Raw genomic sequence first — 23,590 nt, 5'->3', positions numbered from 1 at the left:
TTTTAACTGGAACCGCTCTAGCTCTGCCTCAGGCCACGGCGTCGACTTTCACACGGCGCTCGCGCATGAAAACATAGAAGCCCGATCCGACGATGATCGCGATGCCGCACCATTTCGACGGTGTCGGGAAATCGCCGAACACGATCAGGCCGACCAGAACCGCATTGACTATTTCCAGATATTGGAACGGTGCCAGCATGGATGCCGGTGCCAGCTTGAACGCCTGCACGACCATCAAATGGCTGACGGTTCCGATCGTCCCCAAAAGCAGTAAAAGCAGCCAAGGCTGAATGCCTTGCGGCAGACCGAAACTCAGATCACCAAGCCCTGCCGCAGTTCCGAAAATCATGGCAACGCCAGCGAGCACCCACCCGCCTACACCCGCATAGAACTGCATGACCAGCGGGCTTTCCTTCGCACCGTATTTTCGGTTCAGGATCAGGTAGATGGCAAAGGTTACAGCTGTCGCCAACGGCAGAAGTGAGACAGCACCGAATATCTCGAAACTCGGCTGGATCACGATCATCGTGCCGATGAGACCGATGCCGACCGCGCTGAACCTTCTCCAGCCCACTTTTTCTTTCAGGAAAATTGCCGAAAAGAGCGTCAGAATAAGCGGCTCGGCGAAGAAGACGGCCATAGCATCAGCCAGCGGCATATATTTGACCGCCGTGAAGAAGCAGAGCCCACCAAACCCCATCAACGCGCCGCGAATGAGGTTGCCTGCCAGATATTGTGTTCGCAGCGCGGCGAAACCACCAACGATGAGCAGGATAAAGAACATCAGCCAGCATTGAATGAAAAAACGCATGAAGGTGACAGTGGCAGGAGGCATATTATCCACCATGGCGAGCCATTTGCCGATGGCATCCATCAGCGGCAGCAAAAGCACCGAGAGCACCATGATCGCCATGCCCTTTACGTGCGCTTCCATGCCGCTTGTCGCGCTGTTTTGCATTTCAAACTCTCGGTATTCTGAATATTCCCCGCTATCGCTCTATGCCAACTACTGCAGCGTTTCCATCCAATTTGATCGGAAATGTCCTGCTTGTTTGACTTTCGCCTTCTTTCTGGTGCAAATCAGTTCCGTTCTGAACAAAACCCTTTGAAAAAGCCGTGCGAAAACGGAACGTAAGGCGAACTTTAGTCGCCTTTCGTGAGCGCGCATGGCATCATTCAGTTGATTCGCGAACAGTATTTTCCGGTCGATGGCGAGCAGGCTCGGCAAAGACCTCCTGAAATTCAGATAGAGAGCTTTTCGGAACAGATGGACGATAGCAACGATCTCTTCTCGAGAGTGGTCAACAATGCCCGGGCCCGAGAACGGGAACAAGAACAGGGGCGCCAAGGGGAGAAACCCAGCGAAAAACCTGTGGCGCAGCCAGTGGCAGCGCCCTCGCTCTCTGTTCCAAAGCCGGTAACGGCCAAGGCGCCGCCTGCTTCATCGGCAGGCGACGACTATAACGCATCATCCATCCGCGTTCTGGAAGGTCTGGAGCCGGTGCGCCTGCGTCCCGGCATGTATATTGGCGGCACGGACGAAAAGGCGCTCCATCATCTCTTTGCCGAAGTCATCGACAACTCGATGGACGAAGCTGTCGCGGGACATGCCAATTTCATCGAAGTGAGCTTCGATGCCGACGGGTTTGTTACGGTGTCGGACAACGGACGCGGCATTCCTGTGGATGAACATCCCCAGGTTCCCGGGAGGTCCACGCTCGAAGTCATCATGACCAAACTGCACGCGGGCGGCAAGTTCGACGGCAAGGCCTATGAGACGTCAGGCGGTCTGCACGGCGTCGGTGTTTCTGTGGTGAATGCCCTTTCTGACATGCTGGAAGTGGAAGTCGCGCGCAATCGCCGTCTTTATCGCCAGCGTTTCTCGCGGGGTATTCCGCAAGGCGGGCTGGAAGAGCTCGGCGAAGTGCATAATCGTCGCGGTACTCGCGTCCGTTTCCATCCAGACCCTGATATTTTCGGCAAGACAGCCCAGTTCGATCCGCATCGTCTTTATCGCATGGCGCGGTCGAAAGCTTATCTGTTTGGCGGGGTTGAAATCCGCTGGAACTGCGATCCTTCCCTGCTCGACCCAAAGAAGGAAACACCTGAAAAGGCCGTGTTCCACTTCCCTGGTGGCCTGAAGGACTATCTTGAGGCATCGCTTGGTAAGGAACATCAGGTCACGCGCGAGATTTTCGCGGGCAAGACCGAGAAACAAGGTGGCCACGGCGCCGTCGAATGGGCCGTTTCGTGGTTTGGTGGGGATGGTTTCGTCCACTCCTATTGTAACACTATCCCGACCGGCGATGGTGGCACACATGAAGCAGGTTTGCGTATTGCCTTGACGCGAGGGCTGAAAGCCTATGCGGAACTGACCAACAACAAGCGCGCTTCGATCATAACCACCGATGACGTGATGGTGTCGGCTGCAGGGATGCTGTCGGTTTTCATTCGCGAGCCGGAATTCGTCGGACAGACCAAAGACAAGCTTGCCACGGTCGAGGCACAGCGCATCGTGGAGAATGCGATCCGTGATCCGTTTGACCATTGGCTTGCCGCCTCCCCGCAGGAAGCATCTCGCCTGCTGGAATGGGTGATCGACCGCGCCGACGAGCGCTTGCGTCGCCGTCAGGAAAAAGAAACAGTTCGCAAAAGCGCAACGCGCAAGCTGCGCTTGCCCGGCAAGCTTGCCGATTGCACGCAGAATGCCGCAGCCGGAGCGGAACTGTTCATCGTCGAAGGTGACTCGGCAGGTGGTTCAGCCAAGCAGGCGCGCAATCGCGCCAATCAGGCTATCCTGCCATTGCGCGGCAAGATTTTGAACGTTGCCAGCGCGGGACGCGAAAAACTAACGGCAAACCAGCAGATAAGTGATCTTGTGCAGGCACTCGGCAGTGGTACGCGCAAGAATTATCGAGAAGACGATCTGCGCTATGATCGCGTCATCGTCATGACCGATGCCGACGTCGATGGCGCACATATCGCATCGCTGCTCATCACATTCTTCTATCAGGAAATGCCCGACCTGATCCGCAACGGCCATCTCTATCTGGCAGTTCCTCCGCTTTTCCGCCTGAGCCAGGGCGGAAAGGTCGCTTATGCGCGTGATGAAGCACATAAGGACGAGCTTCTACGCACCGTGTTTACCGGGCGTGGTAAAGTGGAAATCGGTCGCTTCAAAGGCCTCGGCGAAATGCGCGCCGAACAGCTCAAGGAAACCACCATGGACCCCAAGAAGCGTACTCTGCTGCGCGTGCAGGTGGATGAAGAATATATCGATGAAACCCGCAACACTGTCGATGAACTGATGGGCACCAAACCGGAAGCCCGTTTCCGCTTCATTCAGGATCGTGCGGCTTTTGTCGAAGAACTGGATATCTAAAGCGCATCCTGAAAAGTAGGACCAGTTTTCGGCACGAGATGCGCGTTAACACACGAAGATGGAGCATTTTCAGCGAACCACGAAATGTGTCTGAAAATGCAGACCAGATGAACGGCAGTTCGCAAGCGCGACGCCGTTCATTTTCTTTTTCAATAAAGCTGGTTAAGCTACTGATAAAAGAAAGCTTCAGGCTTTCACATCAATGCCGAGCTTGGCTTCAATCTCCTCAATCGATTCTTTGACAAAGAAGGTCTGATCCGTACTCAGTGTCACAATGCGCGTGCCGGTTCCATAAGCGTTATAAGAAAGAACATGATTGAAATTCACCGCGAGCTTTTCGCCGTTCACTTCCGTCAACATGATCCACATCGCTTGCCCTCCTCCTGATGTTGTCCACTCCAAGGAAGGATAGGCGCGATAGAGCATTCGGCAACGGTTGCGGTAAGCAGGCCTTCAAAGATCAGCGCGCATCCTGACTTTCTCGACGGTTTTTCCGAAACTTTCCGACCACTCATCTCCTTGCCTGTCGATCCGGAAACCAGCCTTTTTGTAAAGATTGATCGCGGGAAGATTATCCGCATGGGTGCCGATCAGTGCTTCGTCAAAACCATCAAGCAGAATTTGCGCCATCAGGGCATCAAGAATCTGTCTGCCAATCCCCTGCCCGTGATGCGGCGGATCGACCCATAAATCGGAAATGTAATTGCTTTGGGGCACCCTGGCACCCCAGCCTGCTAGTATTCCTGCCTTTTCGGCAGTCAGAACACCGTCCGCAATTTCTTGGAGATCGCGCTGGAACCTGGCTTCCAGCACTTCCTGCCGCTCAGTGGTCAGTTCAATATCGCGCGCTGCTATCCGCCAGGCCCTGACCGCTAATGCAGCCATAGAAACAAATTCGCCGGGGAAACCCCGGCGAATAAGAAGTTCGGTTTTTACCACCACTTTGCCGGAGTAAACCGTCCGGCAGCCTGCTCAATGGCATGCGCTGCCTGGAACAAAGTCTCTTCCTCGAACGGACGCCCGATCAGCTGAAGGCCAAGCGGCAAGCCTTTGTCATTGATACCGGCCGGCACGGCAATGCCCGGCAGACCGGCCATGTTGACTGTTACCGTGAAGATGTCATTGAGATACATCTTGACCGGATCATTGGCGAGATCCTCATCGGCAAGACCAAAGGCAGCCGATGGCGTCGCTGGCGTCAGGATCGCATGTACGCCCTTGGCGAATACGTCTTCAAAATCCTTCTTGATCAACGTACGCACCTTCTGCGCACGCAGATAATATGCATCGTAGTAGCCAGCCGACAGAACATAAGTGCCGATCATGATACGGCGCTTTACTTCCTTGCCGAAGCCAGCCGCGCGGGTCTGTTCGTACATATCGGCAATGTCCTTGCCGGGTACACGCAAACCGTAACGCACGCCGTCATAACGGGCGAGGTTCGAAGAGGCTTCCGCCGGTGCCACGATGTAATAAGCGGGCAGCGCATATTTCGTGTGTGGCAGCGAAATATCGATGATCTCAGCACCGGCGTCCTTCAGATACTGGATACCCTTCTGCCAAAGTTCCTCAATCTCGTCCGGCATGCCGTCAACGCGATATTCCTTCGGAATACCAATCTTCATGCCCTTGAGTGACTTGCCGATAGCAGCCTCATAATCCGGAATAGGCAGATCGACCGATGTTGTATCCTTGAGATCAAGCGAAGCCATGGATTTCAACAGGATAGCGGCATCACGCACGTCACGAGCAATCGGTCCTGCCTGATCGAGTGACGAAGCGAAGGCAACCGTGCCCCAGCGCGAAACGCGGCCATAGGTCGGCTTGATTCCAACCGTGCCCGTGAAAGCTGCGGGCTGACGGATCGAGCCGCCCGTATCGGTTGCGGTCGCGCCAGCACAAAGCTGTGCGGCGACAGCGGCAGCCGAACCGCCCGACGAACCGCCCGGCACCAAGTCGGCATTGGAGCCATTGGCGCGCCACGGATTTTTGACCGAACCGTAATAGGAGGTTTCGTTGGACGAGCCCATGGCGAACTCATCCATGTTGAGTTTGCCGAGCATAACCGCACCATCAGCCCACAGATTGGCTGTGACGGTCGATTCATATTCCGGCTTAAAACCGTCAAGAATGTGGGAGCAGGCCTGCGTATGTACGCCCTTGGTGGCAAACAGGTCCTTCACGCCGAGCGGAATGCCTTCCAATGCACCCGCTTCACCCTTGGCAATACGCTCATCCGAAGCCTTGGCCATCGAGCGCGCCTGATCGTGAGTCACTTTCACGTAGGCGTTGATGGTTTCATTCGCGGAATCGATAGCGGAAAGATAGGCGTCGGTGAGTTCGGTCGCGGTGATGGCTTTGGCCTTCAGCTTGTCGCGCGCCTCAGCAATGGTCAGTGCGGTCAGTTCGCTCATCGTCAAATCCTGTCAGTGCGCCTCAACGAGACGCTTTTCAAAAAAGGCGCTGTATTCGGAATCCGGATAGTCCAGAACCACACCGCAGCGCGTAAAACCTGAATTCTCATAAAGCCGCCATGCACCGGCAAAACCGGGGCCCGTGCCCGTTTCGAGTACAAGGCGGGAAATGCCCTTGGCCCTCGCCTGATCGACAATCGCATCCACCAGAACCGAACCAACGCGCTTTCCGCGCACTTCCGGAAGTGTGAACATACGCTTCACCTCACCGACGCCATCTTCGTGCATCTTCAAGGCACCGCAGCCGACTGCCTTGCCGTCTTCATCGCGCGCCACAAAAACCGTCGTATCTGGCCCCGCCATCTGCTCAACTGTCATCTTGAACTGGAATTCCAGCGGTGACAGCGGCAGAAGATGCGCATTCAGGCCCTCGACCAGTGCGCACACATCATCCTGCAAAGGGGTCTCGACTGAAACCCGTATGGCCATAACCTACTCCACGACCTTTGGTACGACGAAGAAATTGTCTTCCGTAACCGGTGCGTTGGCCACCACTGCAGCAGCAATACCGCCATCCGTTACCTTGTCCTGGCGCATGCGCATGTCCATCGGCGTAACAGAAGTCATAGGCTCGATACCATCGACATTGACTTCGTTCAGTTGCTCGACAAAGCCCAGAATAGCATTGAGTTCGCCAGTCATGCGTTCGGCATCGTCGTCATTGACGGCAATGCGCGCCAGATGCGCGACGCGCTTGACGGTAGAAATATCGACGGACATCCTGTTCTCCGCAAATGCTAGATTGGGCGGCGAACCGCCACCCTGAAAAGTTTTCCTACCGGCTATAACGGCGCGATTGTTGAAGCGCAACATTTCTTGCGCTTCAAATCCAAAGTCAGAACGAATGAACGGTGCCAGCTGGATCAGCAATAACCTTCGTTTCCCGATGATCTGCCATTCCGGCCAAGAACTTGTCCGCCGTCTGGTCGATGATCGGAAATGAGGCGTAATGGCATGGCAGCACGGTTTTGAAGTTGAAATAGCGCTGGCAGGCGAGAGCTGCGACCGCGCCACCCATCGTGAAGCGGTCACCAATGGGAACGATGCCGATCTCAGGCTGATGAAGCTCATTGATAAGCCCCATATCCGAGAAGATATCCGTGTCACCCATATGATAGAGCGTCGGTGCATCTTCGAAATGGAATACCAGACCATTCGGATTGCCCAGCGCCTGCGAGACACCGTTTTCCGTCAGCATTGCCGAGGAATGAAGTGCATTGACGAAGGTAATGGTGAAACCGTCATGCGTCACCGTGCCACCCGTATTGCCAGGATCGAGCTTTTCCACACCCTGACTGCCAAGCCAGCTTGCAAGATCGGCATTGGCAATCACAATCGCGCCATGCTCCCTGGCGATGGCAACCGTATCGCCCACATGGTCGCCATGACCATGGGTCAGCGCTATATGGGTTACGCCCTTGGTCGCCTCCTTGAAGTCGATGCCCTTTGCACCGGGATTTCCGTTCAGAAACGGATCGATGAGAATAACAGCCTTTGCCGTTTCAATGCGGAAAGCGGCGTGGCCAAGCCATGTTAGTTTCATAAAGTCTCTCCTCAATCTCTGTTTCCGGCTCGATTTCCGGTTTGCGAACAGATATGACGCCGATAAAGTTGAAGGCAATATGAAACCACTTCAAAATCCGATGAGGACCAATGGCTGTCGTTGAAATCGAGGAAATTCCGGCGCTGCTTCAGTCCGGGCAGACCATTGCCGGACTGGATCTGGGAACCAAGACCATCGGCCTTGCGGTGTCTGATCTCGGTCTTTCCTTCGCGCATCCACGTCCCGTCATCAAACGGGTGAAATTTTCCATCGACGCACAGGTGCTTTTGAAGGCACTCGACGCCGACAAGGTCGGCGTTATCGTCATCGGTTTGCCTATGAATATGGACGGAACATCCGGTCCCCGCGTTCAGGCCACACGGGCATTTGTGCGCACCATGCAGCCGTTGACCGACCTGCCCTTCGTATTCTGGGACGAGCGCCTGTCGACGGTCGCTGCCGAACGGGCACTGATCGGTATGGACGTCTCACGCGGCAAGCGGGCCGATCGGATCGATTCGGCTGCGGCATCCTTCATTCTTCAAGGCGCACTCGACCGCCTGCACAGTATCAGGCGGTCGGCATCCGACGATTACGACGCCGGATAAAGCTGATCCAGAATCCGTTCCGCATTGTGGCGCGCATCCAGCATGCCATAGGTCGAACGCCACTGGCCGCCAAGACGGGTCTCGATGAACGCATCAGCCACATTGTCGGCCCCAATCTGACGCAATTCTGCTGCTGCAGCAGCATAGGCCAGTTGCTCGGTTAGAAGGCGTGCGACACCCGGATCGGTTTCGGTCAGCTGCAATGCAGCACGCAGCACATCAAGTGTCCCCTGTCCACGCGGACCAAGCTGCCCGCCGATCCACTCCAGCACTTCATCGAAAAGCCCCGGTGCGCGCGACAGCACACGTGCCACGTCCAGTGCCATGACATTGCCGGAACCCTCCCAGATCGCATTGACCGGCGCTTCGCGATAGGCGCGTGCGAGATTGCCTTCTTCGATGTAACCGTTGCCGCCAAGACACTCCATTGCTTCATAGAGTAATGCAGGTGCGATCTTGCAAACCCAGTATTTCACCACTGGCGTCATGCAACGGGCAAAAGCCGCCTCGGCACGATCACTGGCAGCCATATCGAAAGCGCGTGCCAGCCGCATGGAAAGTGCAGTCGCACCGGCAACATCGAGCGCCATGTCGGCAAGAACGCGCTGCATCAATGGCTGCTCGACAAGAGCCTTGCCGAATACCTGACGATAACGGCTATGGTGCACGGCTTCGGCGAGGCCTGAACGCATCAGTCCGGCCGACGCGATAGCGCAATCGAGCCGTGTCAGCGTGACCATATCCATGATCGTTTTGACGCCTTCACCGGGATTACCGATCAGATGACCGATGGCACCATCGAATTCAACCTCCGACGAAGCGTTGGACTTATTGCCGAGCTTGTCTTTCAGTCGCTGGAAAAAGAACCCATTTCCGCTTCCCTCTGAAGTCAGGCGCGGGAGCAGAAAACAGGAAAGGCCTTCTTCCGCCTGCGCGAGCGTCAGAAAAGCATCCGACATTGGTGCGGACATGAACCACTTGTGGCCGGTTATGGCATAGGTGCCATCGTCATCGCGTGTCGCGCGCGTCGTATTGGCGCGCACATCGGTTCCGCCCTGCTTTTCGGTCATGCCCATGCCAAGCGTAATGCCCTGCTTGGCAAAAGCAGGTTTCTGCGAAAAATCGTATCTGCGCGACAGGATGACCGGCGACCATTCCTTATAGATTTCCGGCGATGCCATAAGTGCTGCGAGCGACGCGCTGGTCATGGTAAGCGGGCAGAGATGTCCCGCCTCGAGCTGTGCGGTCAGGAAAAAGCGCGATGCACGCGCCTGATGACGGCGGCCGCTTTCGAGCGGATTGCCTTCCCAGATCGAGCAATGCAGGCCTGCCGCGATGGAACGGCGCATCAGCGCATGATAGGCAGGATGATACTCAACAAGGTCGATACGGTTGCCCTGCCTGTCATGCGTGCGCAATTTTGGCAGTTCGGTATTGGCGAGACGCGCAAGGTCCTGCGCTTCAGCCGACGACACAAAACGGCCCGTCTGTTCCAGATCGGCATGCAGTTCCTTCGGGAATCCCGCCGCAATCTGCATCAAGAGCGGATCGCCCAGATAGGCATTGTTGCCCGTCATGGGTGGCGTCTGGTTGGTAACGTCGTGCGTTTTCAAAAGCTCGTTCCGTATTGTGCGATTCAATTTAATTTAGGTTTCTTGCATTGCATTTGCTAAAATTTTGCCATCCCGAACACAATTTGTCGTCAGAACAGCACAGGTTTTTCTTGGTGAATCGCCTGAAGCCATTATAAGGACGGTTGCGGGACCTGCCTCATGGTCCTATACGGGTGACTTGCCATGACAAATCAAACGGTCCCTCCGCTTTTCCCTCACCGCCACCTGCTGGGCATCAAGGGGCTTTCGCCCCTGGACATTCTCTGCCTTCTTGATCTCGCCGATCAGGAAATCGCTGTCTCCAGACAGCCAGAGAAGAAAAAGTCCGTGCTTCGCGGTCGCACGCAAATCAATCTCTTCTTCGAAGCATCGACACGAACGCAATCGTCGTTTGAGCTGGCCGGAAAACGGCTCGGTGCCGACGTCATGAATATGTCTGTCGGCAACTCGTCGGTCAAGAAAGGCGAAACGCTCATCGATACAGCGATGACGCTGAACGCCATGCAGCCGGACATATTGGTTATCCGTCACGCTTCGGCGGGCGCGGCTGCCCTGCTCGCGCAGAAAGTCGGCTGTTCGGTGGTCAACGCCGGTGACGGCGCGCACGAACACCCCACCCAAGCACTTCTCGATGCGCTGACCATTCGTCGCGCCAAGGGCGGAATCGAAAACCTGATTGTCGCCATTTGCGGCGATGTGCTGCATTCCCGCGTCGCACGCTCCAACATTCTCCTTCTCAACGCGCTTGGCGCAAGGGTGCGTGTCGTCGCGCCGTCCACGCTTCTGCCTTCCGGCATGGCCGATATGAGCGTCGAAGTCTTCAATTCGATGGAAGAAGGCTTGAAAGATGCCGATGTGGTCATGATGCTGCGCCTTCAGCGTGAGCGCATGGCCGGCTCCTTCGTGCCTTCGGTACGCGAATATTTCCGCTTCTACGGTCTGGATAAAGAGAAGCTCAAAGTTGCCAAACCTGACGCGCTCGTCATGCATCCCGGTCCGATGAATCGCGGCGTCGAGATCGCATCCGACGTTGCCGACGGACCGCAGAGCGTGATCCAGCAACAGGTAGAAATGGGCGTCGCCGTGCGTATGGCCGTGATGGAAGCCCTGCTCGATCCGCGCCGTAATCCCAGTAACGGAGAAGCAGCATGAGCGCGATCCTGTTTGAAAACGCGCGCATCATCGATCCGTCGCGCGGTCTCGATGAAACCGGCAGCGTTCTGATCCGCGATGGCAAGATTGTTGCCGCCGGAGCGGATGCCCGCAATCAGGGCGCACCGGAAGGTGCAGAAATCATCGACCTGAATGGCAAGGCAGTATTGCCTGGCCTCGTGGATGCCCGCGTCTTCGTCGGTGAGCCCGGCGCTGAACATCGCGAAACCATCGCCTCGGCAAGCCGCGCGGCAGCCGCTGGTGGTGTAACCTCAATCATCATGATGCCCGACACCGATCCGGTGATCGATGACGTGGCTCTGGTGGAATTTGTCAAACGCACGGCGCGTGACACGGCTGTTGTCAATGTGCACCCGGCTGCGGCGATCACCAAAGGTCTGCGCGGCGAGGAAATGACCGAAATCGGTCTGCTGCGCGATGCCGGTGCTGTTGCCTTCACGGAAGGCAGGCAGACAATCGCCAATACCCAGCTCATGCGGCGCGCTCTGACCTACGCCCGCGATTTCAATGCCGTGATTGCCTGCGAAACGCGCGATCCGTTCCTTGGTGCGAATGGCGTGATGAACGAAGGCCTATTTGCAAGCTGGCTCGGTCTTTCCGGGAGTCCGCGTGAAGCGGAGGTGATTCCGCTGGAACGCGACCTGCGTCTAGCAGCGCTAACCAACAGCAACTATCATGCCGCACAGCTTTCCTGCGCAATGTCGGCGGAAGCCGTGCGCCGCGCCAAGGATCTCGGCGCGAAAGTAACGGCAGGCGTATCGATCAACCATTTGTCGCTCAATGAAAACGACATTGGTGAATTCCGCACGTTTTTCCGACTTTCGCCACCTTTGCGCGGAGAACAGGATCGCCTTGCTATGGTCGAAGCCGTGAAGAACGGCACCATCGATATTGTCGTTTCGGCTCATGATCCGCAGGATGTCGATACCAAACGCCTGCCCTTTGCTGATGCCGAAGCCGGTGCCATCGGCCTTGAAACATTGCTGGGGGCCGCACTTCGTCTCTATCACAATGACAGCATTCCGCTGCTGCGGCTGGTTGAAGTGCTATCAACAGCTCCAGCACGTATTTTCGGCCTTGATGCTGGTACGCTAAAGCCAGGCGCCAAGGCAGATCTTGCCATTGTCGATCTGGATGAGCCTTGGATCGTACGTGAAGAAGATCTGCACTCGCTATCCAAGAACAGTTGCTTTGAAAGTGCTCGCTTTCAAGGTCGCGTCGTCCACACCTTAGTGGCTGGCAAGACCGTTTACTCGGCTTGAAAAACACCGCATAACCCGGAACAATCATTCGAAAATTCCGGGTAGGCGGAATCAAGAAACAAGGGGACGTTCATGGCCGAACCGGGATTCCTTAGCTTGACGCTCATAGGGGCGCTCGTCTTCGGCTATTTTCTTGGCTCCATTCCATTTGGTTTGATCCTGACCCGGCTTGCGGGATTGGGCGACGTCCGGTCCATCGGCTCGGGCAATATCGGCGCGACGAACGTGCTGCGTACCGGTAACAAGAAGCTTGCCGCTGCGACGCTGATTTTTGACATGCTGAAAGGTACGGTCGCCGTTCTCGTCGCTTCACGCTACGGCCCGGACGCCGCTATTGGCGCAGGCTTCGGTGCCTTTATCGGGCATCTCTTTCCAGTATGGATCGGCTTCAAGGGTGGCAAAGGCGTCGCCACCTATCTGGGCGTCCTCATCGGGCTTGCATGGCCCGGAGCATTGGTCTTCGCTGCCGTCTGGATCGTGACGGCGCTTTTGACGCGCTATTCCTCCCTTGCGGCACTTATCGCCAGCATCGTTGTTCCCATTGCGCTCTATTCGCGGGGGTATCCAGCAATCGCAGTGCTCTTTGCGATCATGACGGTCATCGTTATCTTCAAGCATAAGGCCAACATTACGCGCCTCTTAAACGGCACCGAGAGCAAGATCGGAGCCAAGGGATGAAGGAAAGCGCGAATTCGAAAACTGGAATTCGCCTCTCTGATCGCCAGCGGCTTAACTGGCTACGCCTCATCCGAACCGACAATATCGGCCCTGTCACCTTTCGCGATCTGATTCTGTTTTGTGGCTCAGCATCAAGCGCGATAGAAATGCTACCTGATCTCAATATCAGAGGCGGCAGTGCCCGTCCGATCCGCGTTGCGTCCATGGACGACGCTAAGCGCGAGCTTGAAGCTATTGAACGCGCCGGTGCCCGTCTTGTCGGCATGGGCGAACCGGATTATCCACAGCAACTCAAGAATTGTGAGGCTCCGCCCCCTTTGGTTACGATCAAGGGGAATGCAGCCATTTTCAGCAAGCCACCCATCGCTATTGTCGGTTCACGTAATGCTTCGGTGATTGGCGCACGTTTTACCGAGCGTCTGGCACATGATCTTGGCGAGGCAGGATTTGCTGTGATTTCCGGACTTGCCCGCGGCATTGATGCCGCTGCGCACCGCGCAAGCATGAAAACCGGTACCGTAGCAGTACTTGCAGGTGGACTTGACTGCCCCTATCCGCCGGAAAACCTTCCACTCTATCACGCCATACCAGAACAAGGTGGCGCGCTCATAAGCGAAATGCCAATGGGCGCAGAGCCACGCTCGCGTGATTTTCCACGCCGCAATCGGATTATTGCAGGCTTGTCGCTGGGTTTGATCGTCGTCGAAGCAGCAGAGCGTTCCGGCTCGCTTATCAGCGCGCGTATGGCCGGGGACATGGGACGCACCGTGTTCGCTGTTCCTGGCTCTCCGCTTGATCCTCGTGCGCGCGGCACAAATCTGCTTCTGAAACAAGGTGCGACACTGGTTACCGAAGCAAACGATGTCATTGAAGCACTCCGGCCGCTGGCCGGTCCAAACGCCTATCAGGCGAATATACCAGCACAGCCCGATCTTTTATCTCCAGCGTTGGAAGAACCGGAATCGCTCCAACCGTTCGCAACGGAAGAGCAAAGAGACATCGTTATCGATGCGCTCGGTCCTGTACCGACCGACATTGACACCCTCGTTCGTCACACGGGTATGGATACTGGAGCTGTTCAGCTCATTCTGCTGGAACTGGACTTGGCAGGGCGGCTCCATCGATATGCCGGCAATCAGGTGGCATTGGTTCCGATGGAGTGACGACTGTTACGACCCGGCCTCATTGTGAAGCGCTTCCCGAGCCTCAATGAGAGCTATTTCGATCATATAAGCCAGCAACACATAATTCGTACTTTTCGCCATCAAACTGAGCTGTTCAAGCATCTGCTCTATATATGCTACCGTCTCGGAGCGAGTCGCGGTTTCCATATCCTCACCGTCTTCCATCTCTGGAAAACTCGCCGTATCATCCATACCTATCTCCTCGAGAGATAAACTCGATTTCTTCATACCCTATGCTACTATTGGTTTCATTCAACTTAACAGCAATCTTAAGTTGTATTTCGTGATTTTTGTTGTCCTGCTCTTGACCAAACGCTGCCCGCTGTTCATGTGAAGGCAACGAATTTCACGCGGAGAGGAGGTATTTTATCTCCATGGGGCGCGAATCTGGGCTGCTTTAAATGAACGTCGTCGTTGTCGAATCGCCTGCCAAGGCTAAAACCATCAATAAATATCTGGGCTCGAACTATAAGGTTCTGGCCTCGTTCGGTCATGTGCGGGACTTGCCAGCCAAGGATGGCTCGGTTCGTCCCGACGAAGACTTTGCAATGTCGTGGGAGGTGGATAGCAATTCCTCCAAACGCCTTGCCGATATTGTCAAAGCGCTGAAAGACAGCGATGGCATCATTCTCGCAACCGATCCGGATCGCGAAGGTGAAGCCATTTCCTGGCATGTGCTTGAAGTGCTCAACCAGAAAAAGGCGCTCAAGGGCAAGACAGTCAAACGTGTGGCTTTCAATGCCATCACCAAGAAGGCTGTTCTGGATGCCATCGCCAATCCGCGCGACATCGATGAACCTCTGGTCGATGCATATCTTGCACGCCGTGCACTGGATTATCTTGTCGGCTTCACGCTTTCGCCAGTTCTGTGGCGCAAACTGCCGGGCGCGCGCTCGGCTGGCCGCGTTCAGTCAGTGGCGCTGCGTCTCGTTGCAGATCGCGAATCCGAGATCGAACGCTTCATCCGTGAGGAATACTGGAATATCGCGGCGTTGTTGAAAACGCCGCGCAATGACGGTTTCACCGCCCGTCTCACTGCCGTTGACGGCAAGAAGCTCGGCAAACTCGATATCAAGAATGGTGAACAGGCAACGGCCATTCGCACCATGCTGGAAGGCGCAAGCTTCAAGGCTCTTTCTGTCGAGGCAAAGCCAACCAAGCGCAATCCGGGGCCGCCATTCACCACGTCAACCTTGCAGCAGGCCGCATCCGGCCAGCTCGGATTTTCTGCCTCGCGCACCATGCAGGTGGCGCAGCGACTTTACGAAGGTGTCGATATTGGCGGCGAGACTGCCGGCCTGATCACCTATATGCGTACCGATGGCGTGCAGATAGCTCCAGAAGCCATCAATGCGGCCCGTGACGCCATCGGCAAAAGCTTCGGCGCAAAATATGTGCCGGAAAAGCCGCGCTATTATTCCAGCAAGGCAAAGAACGCACAGGAAGCGCACGAAGCCATCCGGCCAACGGATTTCTCGCGTCACCCGAAGGATGTGCGTCGCTATCTCGATGACGATCAGGCGCGGCTCTATGAGCTCATCTGGAAGCGCGCCATCGCCAGCCAGATGCAGGCTGCCGACATTGAGCGTACAACCGTCGACATTGAGGCGGTCAACAGTTCGCGCTCGGCCATGCTGCGCGCCAATGGGTCTGTCACTAAGTTCGATGGCTTCCTCGCAGCCTATATGGATCATCGCGAAGAAGAGGACGACGACGAGGATAGCGCAAAGCTGCCGGAAATTCGTTCCGGTGAAGCTCTGGCGCGCGAGAAGATCGATGCGACCCAGCATTCGACCGAACCGCCGCCGCGCTATTCGGAAGCTTCGCTCATCAAGAAGATGGAAGAACTCGGTATCGGTCGTCCTTCGACCTATGCCGCGACTTTAGCCACGCTGCGTGATCGCGAATACATCACCATCGACAAGCGCAAGCTCATTCCGGAACCCAAGGGTCGTCTGGTCACCGCCTTCCTCGAAAGTTTTTTCGAGCGCTATGTGGAATATGATTTCACGGCAGACCTTGAGGAAAAGCTCGATCTTATTTCGGACGGCAAGCTTTCCTGGAAAGACGTTTTGCGCGATTTCTGGCGCGACTTCTCGGGTAATGTCGATGACATCAAGGAATTGCGCGTCACCAATGTTCTCGACGCACTGAACGAAGAACTGGCGCCGCTGGTGTTCCCGGCACGAGAAGACGGTAGCGATCCGCGTTCGTGCCCGACCTGCGGCACAGGAATGCTGTCGTTGAAGCTTGGAAAATACGGTGCATTCGTCGGCTGTTCCAACTATCCGGAATGCAAGTATACTCGCCAGCTCGGCGGCGACGCCAACGGCGAATCTGCTGCTGCAGACGAACCGAAGTCACTTGGCAAGGACCCATTCACCGGTGAGGAAATTACTGCACGGACCGGTCGTTTCGGCCCCTATGTCCAACGTGGCGAGGGCAAGGAAGCAAAGCGCGCCAGCCTTCCGAAAGGCTGGACCGTAGATACGCTCGACCATGAGAAAGCCGTTGCGCTTCTGTCACTGCCGCGCGACATCGGGCAGCATCCAGAAACCGGCAAGATGATCTCCGCTGGCATCGGTCGCTACGGGCCTTACGTCAGCCATGACGGCACGTTCGCCAACCTGGAGAATGCCGAAGAGGTCTTCTCCGTCGGCCTCAATCGCGCCGTGTCGGTTCTGGCCGACAAACAGTCGAAGGGTGGCGGTCGTGGCCGCTCCACGCCGGCTGCATTGGCGACACTTGGCGACCATCCTGACGGTGGTTCGATCACTGTTCGCGACGGTCGCTATGGGCCTTATGTCAACTGGGGCAAAGTCAACGCCACTTTGCCGAAGGGCAAGGACCCGGCAAGTGTCACGCTGGAAGAAGCGTTGGCTCTGATTACGGAAAAGGCCGGGTCTTCCAAGAGTAAAAAAACCCCTGCCCGCAAGGCTTCAGCCAGCACTGAAAAGAAAGCTGCTGCAAAAAAGCCCGCGGCCAAGAAGGCACCAGCAAAAGCCAAGTCGACAGCCAAGCCGAAAGCCAAATCCAAGGCCGAGACGGTAGAGGAGTAGCAATTGGCACGCCGTTTTTCCAAATCCGATACCGGTCGATCCGCACGGACCGAACGGCGTGCAGCCACAGCAAAATCTGCCGATGGGAACAGCGATCCCAATGCGTTTCTGCCAACCCGCGAAGAGGTTCTCAAATATATTGAAGAGAATCCTGACCGGGCAGGCAAGCGCGAACTGGCAAAAGCATTCAACATCAAGGGCGATGCGCGGGTTTATCTGAAAGATCTTCTACGCGAACTTTCTGATGAGGGGTTGGTTGAAAAACGCGCCCGCAAACTGTCTCGCCCCGGCGCATTGCCTGCCGTCACCGTGCTGGATATTACCGGGCGCGACGAAGATGGCGGTTTGCTCGCACGGCCGTCGGAATGGGACGAAGCCAGTTACGGCAAACCACCTATTGTCCTGATCCGCCGCACCCGATTGAATAAAGCTTCGGAAGGCGGTCCCGCAGTGGGCGTCGGGGATCGCGTTCTGGCGAAAATATTCCGCAGTGAAGATCGCGACGGACCGGATTATACCGCCCGCGTCATGAAGCGTCTCGAGCACCGCACGAACGCGGTGCTGGGTATTGTTCGCGAGCTCGGCAACGGTGAATGGCGGTTGGACCCGGTAAACAGAAAACAGCCTGAGGTGCAGCTCGATCCGGCACAGCTGGAAAATGCTGAAGCCGGTGATCTTGTTGAAGTGGACCTGATTTCCTCGCGTCGTCAGGGATTGCCGCGCGGCAAAGTTCGACAGGTGGTTGGGTCTATCGATAGCGAAAAAGCCCTGTCGATGATTGCCATCCATGAGCATGAAATTCCGCATGTTTTCCCGGCTGAAGCGCTGAGCGAAGCAGAAGCCGCCCAGCCTGCGACGATGGACGGTCGGGAAGACTGGCGCAACATTCCGCTTCTCACCATTGATCCGGCTGACGCCAAAGATCATGACGACGCCGTTTACGCCGAGCCGGATAAAGACCCGGAAAATCCGGGTGGCCAGATTGTTATAGTAGCGATTGCTGACGTCGCCGCCTATGTCCGTCCAGATTCCGCGCTTGATCGTGAAGCACAGAAGCGCGGTAACTCGGTCTATTTCCCGGACAGGGTCGTGCCGATGCTTCCCGAACGGATTTCAAACAACCTCTGTTCGCTTCGTGAGCTTGAAGATCGCCCCGCTCTTGCCGTCCGTATGATTTTTGCTTCTGACGGGCGCAAGAAGTCGCACAAATTCCATCGCATCATGATGAAATCGGCGGCTAAGCTTGCCTATTCACAAGCCCAGGCTGCCATTGACGGCGCGCCGGATGACAAGACCGCGCCTATTCTCGACAGCATACTAAAACCGCTGTGGGGCGCCTATGCTGTGCTGAAGCGTGGGCGCGATGCTCGCGAACCGCTGGAACTCGATTTACCGGAAAAGAAAATCCTGCTCACGCCCGATGGCAAGGTAGATAAGGTTATCGTTCCTGAACGGCTCGATGCACACAAGCTTATCGAAGAGTTCATGATTCAGGCGAATGTCGCTGCTGCAGAAACATTGGAAGCGCACCGTCAGCCGTTGATTTTCCGCATTCATGATGCTCCGGCTCTTGCCAAACAGGAAACCCTACGTGAATTCCTGCGTACGCTTGATCTGAGTCTTGCCAAAGGCGCGGAGCTGCAACCCGCGCAGTTCAACCGGATTCTTGAAGCCGTTGAAGGCTCGGATCATCAAGAACTGGTCAATCAGGTCGTGCTGCGCACACAAAGCCAAGCGGAATATAACCCTGATAATATCGGACATTTCGGCCTGCATTTGAGCCGCTATGCGCATTTCACCTCGCCGATCCGCCGTTATGCCGATCTCATCGTTCACCGCGCTCTGATCAAGGCCCTGAACCTTGGAAGTGACGGACTAACGACAGAGGAGGAAGCGCATCTCGAAGAAATCTCCGCGCTCATCTCCTCGACCGAACGTCGCGCCATGCTGGCCGAGCGTGAAACTGTTGACCGTCTCATTGCACATTTTCTCGCCGCACATCTTGGAGACGAATATGAAGGGCGCGTGACGGGCGTAACGCGGGCCGGTCTTTTCGTGAACCTTGCGACATATGGCGCGGATGGGCTGGTACCCATTTCAACTTTAGGTCATGAATACTATTTATATGACGAAGCGAACCATGCGATTGCCGGTGAACGGAGCGGTAAAGGCTTCCGGCTTGGTGATACAGTGACGGTTCGGCTTGTAGAAGCGCTCCCCGTTGCGGGCGCGCTTCGCTTTGAGATGGTTTCGGAACCGCATCCCCTGCCGATGGCGACCCGCTCGCATCATAAGGCAAGCCGGACGATGCGTGGGCGAAGGGGTAAACCCGCGGGTATTCCGCGTCAGAAGAGAAGAGGTCGCTGATGAGCACGCTAGAGGCCAATTCCGCGCAAAATGTTCAGGTTTTCGGTGGCGAAAGCCCCAAGGCCGCTCACCCGAAACGCCCTTTGGGTGAAGCTATGTGGCGCGGCTTTCGCGGACGTTGCCCGCATTGTGGTGAAGGAAAGCTTTTCCGGTCGTTTGTGAAGCCAGTGGCGCAGTGTTCCGTGTGTGGCGAAGACTACACGGAACAACGTGCCGACGACCTTCCTGCATACCTCACCATTCTGATCGTGGGGCACGTGGTTGTAGGCGCTTTCATGGGTGTGGAAGCAACCACCAATCTGCCACTCTGGGCTCATATGGCGATCTGGGGACCGTTGACTGTGATCATGTCGCTGCTGCTGCTTCAACCTATGAAGGGAGCGACCATCGGCCTGCAATGGGCGCTCTACATGCATGGTTTCGGAGGTAAGGGCGAAGGTGAATATGGCGACGTGACCTGAAGGTCACCATGACTGCCATGGTTCAGCCCCCGTCCACTTTAACTAAAGCCGTGAAAGCTTTGCGACCGCGTGATGCCGCATCCCTTTTGCTTGTCGACCGGTCGGGCAGCAAGCCGCGAATTCTCATGGGCAGACGCCACGCCAGCCTCGCCTTTATGCCCGGAAAGTTTGTTTTTCCGGGTGGTCGTGCCGATCCTGTAGACGGCGCTATCGCTGTCGCGGCTGAACTGAATAGTAATGATGTTGCCAAGCTGCTCGCAGGCATGGGGGCTCGTGCATCGATGCGTCGCGCCCGTGCACTCGGCCTATGTGCCATTCGCGAAACCTTTGAAGAGACTGGCCTTCGCATCGGGCAAGCGATCTCAGCACCGGTTGCTTTGCCCACACATCACGACTGGTCGGCCTTCCTCGATAAAGGCATGATGCCGGCTTTGGACAGCCTGCGCTATTTTGCTCGCGCGGTAACGCCCCCGGACTATGTTCGCCGTTTCGACACCCGTTTTTTTATCGCATTTCGCGATCATATACCGGAGCTCGATCAGCAGCCACTCGTTCCCAGTGGCGAACTGGAAGACCTCGATTGGGTTTCCATTGATCAAATCGATACACTCGACGTCGCTCATATTACTCAGGCGATCTTGAAAGAAGCGCGCGTGCTTCTAACGGATACCGAATTTGAACTGCCAGCCACCTTGCCGGTGGTACAATATTGGAAGCGGCATGGCCGCTTCATTCGCGAAGTGATCTGAACCCGATGAATAAAGAAATCCAACCCGCCGATCTTGTCCCGCAAGAACCTGGCGGCAGGCCGGCTGAGGGCCAGATGCACTGGCGTTCGCTTGCAGCAGCCATTGCCACGATCAGTGCAGTTGGTGCAGCAATTGGGCTGGGCATTCCGCTGTTGAGCGTTCTTCTGGAAAGCCGCGGTCATTCCGCCAGTCTGATAGGCGCTAACACTGCCGTGGCAGGACTGGCATCCATCGTTGCGGCTCCCCTTGCCGCCCCCATCGCCGCACGACTGGGTGTGGTCAAGGCGATCTTCCTTATGCTCATCATCGGAAGCGGAGCCTTTCTCGGCTTCCACTTCTTTCAACCGCTCTGGGCGTGGTTTGCGCTGCGCATCGTCCTGCATTTCGCGTTGACCGTGCTTTTCGTTTTGTCCGAGTACTGGATCAACGCCTCCGCACCACCTGAAAAGCGCGGGCTCGTGCTTGGAATCTATTCAACATCACTTTCGCTGGGCTTTGCGCTCGGACCGTGGTTGTTCTCGAAAATCGGGAGCACGGGCGGACTGCCTTTCTATGTCGGCTTCGTCATCATTCTGATCGCCCTCATACCGGTTGCGTTCGCATGGCGCGACAGTCCCGATTTCGAAGAAGGCGAACACGTACCGTTCCTGCCCTTCATCTTTGCCGTTCCGACTGCAACCATGGCTGTCTTTGTTTTCGGCGCTGTGGAAACGGGCGGCTTTGCCCTCTTTCCAGTCTTCGGAGCGCGTATCGGTTATCCGGAAGCAGACGCAGCACTTCTGCTTACGATGATCGGCCTCGGCAATGTGTTGATGCAGATTCCATTAGGCCTTGTCAGCGATCGCATTTCGGATCGCCGCAAACTTCTGCTCTTCTGCGCCACGACGGGCCTGATCGGTATGATCGCCCTGCCCTATCTCATGCAGCACTGGTATCTCATGGCAGCCATTCTGTTCCTGTGGGGTGGTGTAGTGGCTGGTCTCTATACGATCGGCCTCGCGCATCTCGGCTCCGAGCTGACGGGACGTGAGCTGGCATCCGCCAATGCCGCTTTCGTGTTCTGTTATGCCATCGGCATGCTTGCAGGACCGCAAGCCGTTGGTGTCGGTATGGATATGCTGGGACCAAAAGGATTCCCCATGACTCTCGGTGTGTTTTTTGCCGCATATGCACTCTTTGCAGCAGGAAGGCTGCTTTTGAGGAAGAAGCGGGCTTGACTTTTCGCCGCCAATACGTAGTGTCGCGCCAAATTTCCGCTGCCGGATGAGATTACCGGAATCGCTGGAGGTTTCCATCCATTGAGCATGATCCCGAGAATTGGGAACCGATTTTCGGCAAGATCATGCTCCGGCAAAGATACAGAGCAGGTAATTCGATATGGCCAAGGCTACGACGATCAAGATCAAGCTTTTGTCGACCGCTGACACCGGCTTCTTCTACGTAACGAAGAAGAACAGCCGCACGATGACGGAAAAGATGACAAAGACCAAGTACGACCCGATTGCGCGCAAGCACGTCGAGTTCAAGGAAACGAAGATCAAGTAATTCGTTTTCGGTCGTCATCGACAAGATGATTGAAATAAAAAGCCGTCTCTTTCGAGACGGCTTTTTTGTTTCCAGCTTCGTGGATTCTTCAGGCTGCCGAAGAGACAATGCGGTTGCGACCACCTTTCTTTGCCTGATAGAGCGCAGCATCTGTCCTCGAGAAAAGAGCGTCAGCGCTATCCCCCATCAGCCTCAGCCCTGCAACACCCATACTGATGGTCAAGTTGACCTTGTGTTTGCCGTTGGCAACCGCAAAGGGCGTGTCTGACACAGCAATCCGGATTCGCTCGGCAACAGCCTTCGCAGCCTCCACATCGCTATCCGGCAGAACGACGACAAACTCCTCCCCGCCGTAGCGACACATGAGATCCATCCCACGAATATTCTTGCGCAGGCGCGTCGCAAATTCGCGAAGAACATCGTCACCAGCATCATGCCCGTACTGGTCGTTGATCCGTTTGAAGTGATCGAAGTCGAGCATGATGACTGACAATGGCCGCTCGCGCCCCATGGCGCGGGTCAGCAGGACAGGCATATGTGTATCGAGATAGCGGCGGTTGTGCAGCCCTGTGAGACTATCCGTCACCGCCATGGTGATCGTACGGTTCAGGCTCTGCCGCAGTAAATCGTTATAGCACTTCCGTTTGATCTGGGTTCGCAAGCGCGCAAACAGTTCCAGCTTCTCAAGCGGACGCATCAGATAGTCATTTACGCCAAGCTCCAGCGCACGCACCACGAGCGCGCCCTCATCTTCCCGAACAACGAGAATGATCGGCACCAGCCTTGTGCGTTCAATGGTTCGCAACTGCGAACAAAGGCGCAGCGGATCGTAATAAGTGAAGTTGGCTGAAACAACGATACTGTCGTAATCCGTATCTATCGCCCGGATCAAAGCCGTGTTGGCATCGCTGGCCACATCGACACGATAGGCCTCTCCAAGAATGAGACGAAGGCGTGCAGCCGCCAGTTCGTCCTCATCAACTATGAGAATGCGGGCGACCTCATCCTTATCGGCATAATTCCCGCCCATCTTGCTTGCCAGCAGCGTTTCCACTTCCGCGTCCGCAACCGTGCCCGTTCGCTGGAAAAGCTCATCAGAGACCAGTTTCAGCCGCGCCAGGCTCTTCACACGCGACAATAACTGAAGATCGCTGACGGGCTTTGACAGAAAGTCGTCGGCGCCAGCTTCAAGGCCGCGAATCTTGTCATCGACACCATCGAGCGACGTCACCATCACAACAGGAATATTGGACGTACGTGGATCATCTTTCAATCGACGACATACTTCAAAACCGTCCATCTCCGGCATCAATATATCTAGAAGAACGACATCAATCTGGCCGCCCAGACAAAGCTCAATGGCTTCAGGACCGCTATAAGCCGTAATAACCTCATAATATTCGGAGAGGAGCCTTGCCTCGAGGAGCTTTACATTGGAATCCACATCGTCAACGACGAGAATTCGTGCAGTCATGATGCCCCTCGCCCTGAT

General features: G+C 55.9%; 22 protein-coding genes. 12 read left to right on the top strand and 10 right to left on the bottom strand.

What is annotated here, in order from left to right:
• Nucleotides 1-28 precede the first annotated feature (28 nt).
• Nucleotides 29-958 (bottom strand): DMT family transporter, encoded by a 930-nt coding sequence (locus tag CES86_RS25460; protein ID WP_029927321.1) that lies wholly within the window; start codon nt 956-958, stop codon nt 29-31.
• Nucleotides 959-1,267: 309 nt separating this feature from the next.
• Here CES86_RS25460 and parE point away from each other — a divergent pair, with 309 nt between their 5' ends.
• A complete protein-coding gene (gene parE / locus CES86_RS25455) occupies nt 1,268-3,382 on the top strand; it encodes a DNA topoisomerase IV subunit B (RefSeq protein ID WP_094515833.1) in 2,115 nt (704 codons plus the stop codon).
• A gap of 186 nt (nt 3,383-3,568) precedes the next feature.
• Here parE and CES86_RS25450 read toward each other — a convergent pair whose 3' ends face one another.
• The 6 genes from CES86_RS25450 to CES86_RS25425 all read right to left on the bottom strand — a co-directional run bounded on the left by CES86_RS25450 (nt 3,569) and on the right by CES86_RS25425 (nt 7,399).
• Complete coding sequence (locus CES86_RS25450; protein ID WP_010658857.1) at nt 3,569-3,751, bottom strand: flagellar FlbD family protein; 183 nt, start codon at nt 3,749-3,751, stop codon at nt 3,569-3,571.
• Between the two features lie 84 nt (nt 3,752-3,835).
• Nucleotides 3,836-4,267, bottom strand: coding sequence for a GNAT family N-acetyltransferase (locus CES86_RS25445; protein WP_181834067.1), 432 nt, complete (start codon nt 4,265-4,267; stop codon nt 3,836-3,838).
• 47 nt (nt 4,268-4,314) lie between these two features.
• Nucleotides 4,315-5,796, bottom strand: a complete 1,482-nt coding sequence (gene gatA / locus CES86_RS25440; protein ID WP_010658859.1) for an Asp-tRNA(Asn)/Glu-tRNA(Gln) amidotransferase subunit GatA — start codon at nt 5,794-5,796, stop codon at nt 4,315-4,317.
• A 12-nt stretch (nt 5,797-5,808) separates the two neighbouring features.
• Nucleotides 5,809-6,285 (bottom strand): GNAT family N-acetyltransferase, encoded by a 477-nt coding sequence (locus CES86_RS25435; RefSeq protein WP_012093045.1) that lies wholly within the window; start codon nt 6,283-6,285, stop codon nt 5,809-5,811.
• Between the two features lie 3 nt (nt 6,286-6,288).
• Nucleotides 6,289-6,576 carry an Asp-tRNA(Asn)/Glu-tRNA(Gln) amidotransferase subunit GatC gene (gene gatC, locus CES86_RS25430; protein ID WP_010658861.1) on the bottom strand — a complete coding sequence of 96 codons (288 nt, stop codon included), beginning with the start codon at nt 6,574-6,576 and terminating at the stop codon, nt 6,289-6,291.
• Between the two features lie 115 nt (nt 6,577-6,691).
• Nucleotides 6,692-7,399 (bottom strand): metal-dependent hydrolase, encoded by a 708-nt coding sequence (locus CES86_RS25425; RefSeq protein ID WP_012093046.1) that lies wholly within the window; start codon nt 7,397-7,399, stop codon nt 6,692-6,694.
• 110 nt (nt 7,400-7,509) lie between these two features.
• Here CES86_RS25425 and ruvX point away from each other — a divergent pair, with 110 nt between their 5' ends.
• The gene (gene ruvX / locus CES86_RS25420) at nt 7,510-8,007 is read left to right on the top strand and encodes a Holliday junction resolvase RuvX (RefSeq protein ID WP_012093047.1); all 498 of its coding nucleotides are present in this window, start codon (nt 7,510-7,512) and stop codon (nt 8,005-8,007) included.
• Here ruvX and CES86_RS25415 read toward each other — a convergent pair.
• Nucleotides 7,992-9,620, bottom strand: a complete 1,629-nt coding sequence (locus CES86_RS25415; protein ID WP_094515719.1) for an acyl-CoA dehydrogenase family protein — start codon at nt 9,618-9,620, stop codon at nt 7,992-7,994. The two genes, ruvX and CES86_RS25415, sit on opposite strands and share 16 nt — an antisense overlap.
• Before the next feature lie 183 nt (nt 9,621-9,803).
• Between CES86_RS25415 and CES86_RS25410 the strand changes: the two genes are divergently transcribed.
• The 4 genes from CES86_RS25410 to dprA all read left to right on the top strand — a co-directional run bounded on the left by CES86_RS25410 (nt 9,804) and on the right by dprA (nt 13,896).
• Nucleotides 9,804-10,772, top strand: coding sequence for an aspartate carbamoyltransferase catalytic subunit (locus CES86_RS25410; protein WP_012093049.1), 969 nt, complete (start codon nt 9,804-9,806; stop codon nt 10,770-10,772).
• Nucleotides 10,769-12,055 (top strand): dihydroorotase, encoded by a 1,287-nt coding sequence (locus CES86_RS25405; RefSeq protein ID WP_012093050.1) that lies wholly within the window; start codon nt 10,769-10,771, stop codon nt 12,053-12,055. Before CES86_RS25410 ends, CES86_RS25405 begins: the two co-directional genes overlap by 4 nt.
• A 72-nt stretch (nt 12,056-12,127) precedes the next feature.
• The gene (gene plsY / locus CES86_RS25400; RefSeq protein ID WP_010658867.1) at nt 12,128-12,733 is read left to right on the top strand and encodes a glycerol-3-phosphate 1-O-acyltransferase PlsY; all 606 of its coding nucleotides are present in this window, start codon (nt 12,128-12,130) and stop codon (nt 12,731-12,733) included.
• A complete protein-coding gene (gene dprA, locus CES86_RS25395) occupies nt 12,730-13,896 on the top strand; it encodes a DNA-processing protein DprA (RefSeq protein WP_094515718.1) in 1,167 nt (388 codons plus the stop codon). The genes plsY and dprA overlap by 4 nt, the downstream gene beginning before the upstream one ends.
• A 6-nt stretch (nt 13,897-13,902) precedes the next feature.
• Here the strand turns inward: dprA and CES86_RS25390 are convergent, their stop codons facing one another.
• Nucleotides 13,903-14,109 (bottom strand): hypothetical protein, encoded by a 207-nt coding sequence (locus tag CES86_RS25390; RefSeq protein WP_040128683.1) that lies wholly within the window; start codon nt 14,107-14,109, stop codon nt 13,903-13,905.
• Between the two features lie 209 nt (nt 14,110-14,318).
• Between CES86_RS25390 and topA the strand changes: the two genes are divergently transcribed.
• From topA to rpmG, 6 genes are all read left to right on the top strand, one after another.
• The gene (topA, locus tag CES86_RS25385) at nt 14,319-16,976 is read left to right on the top strand and encodes a type I DNA topoisomerase (RefSeq protein ID WP_012093053.1); all 2,658 of its coding nucleotides are present in this window, start codon (nt 14,319-14,321) and stop codon (nt 16,974-16,976) included.
• Between the two features lie 3 nt (nt 16,977-16,979).
• Nucleotides 16,980-19,343: a ribonuclease R gene (gene rnr / locus CES86_RS25380; RefSeq protein ID WP_094515717.1), complete on the top strand. Its 2,364-nt coding sequence runs from the start codon at nt 16,980-16,982 to the stop codon at nt 19,341-19,343.
• Nucleotides 19,343-19,804, top strand: coding sequence for a DUF983 domain-containing protein (locus tag CES86_RS25375; protein ID WP_010658872.1), 462 nt, complete (start codon nt 19,343-19,345; stop codon nt 19,802-19,804). The genes rnr and CES86_RS25375 overlap by 1 nt, the downstream gene beginning before the upstream one ends.
• A gap of 8 nt (nt 19,805-19,812) precedes the next feature.
• Nucleotides 19,813-20,553, top strand: coding sequence for an NUDIX hydrolase (locus tag CES86_RS25370; protein WP_094515716.1), 741 nt, complete (start codon nt 19,813-19,815; stop codon nt 20,551-20,553).
• A gap of 74 nt (nt 20,554-20,627) precedes the next feature.
• Entirely contained in the window at nt 20,628-21,770 is a 1,143-nt protein-coding gene (locus tag CES86_RS25365; RefSeq protein ID WP_010658874.1) for an MFS transporter, read from the top strand.
• A gap of 160 nt (nt 21,771-21,930) precedes the next feature.
• Nucleotides 21,931-22,098, top strand: coding sequence for a 50S ribosomal protein L33 (rpmG, locus tag CES86_RS25360; protein ID WP_002966024.1), 168 nt, complete (start codon nt 21,931-21,933; stop codon nt 22,096-22,098).
• A gap of 88 nt (nt 22,099-22,186) precedes the next feature.
• Here the strand turns inward: rpmG and CES86_RS25355 are convergent, their stop codons facing one another.
• The gene (locus CES86_RS25355; RefSeq protein WP_094515715.1) at nt 22,187-23,572 is read right to left on the bottom strand and encodes a PleD family two-component system response regulator; all 1,386 of its coding nucleotides are present in this window, start codon (nt 23,570-23,572) and stop codon (nt 22,187-22,189) included.
• Between the last annotated feature and the right edge of the window lie 18 nt (nt 23,573-23,590).

It is taken from the genome of Brucella lupini, assembly GCF_002252535.1.
Lineage (GTDB): Bacteria > Pseudomonadota > Alphaproteobacteria > Rhizobiales > Rhizobiaceae > Brucella > Brucella anthropi.
This window is presented reverse-complemented; position numbering and strand designations above follow the sequence as displayed.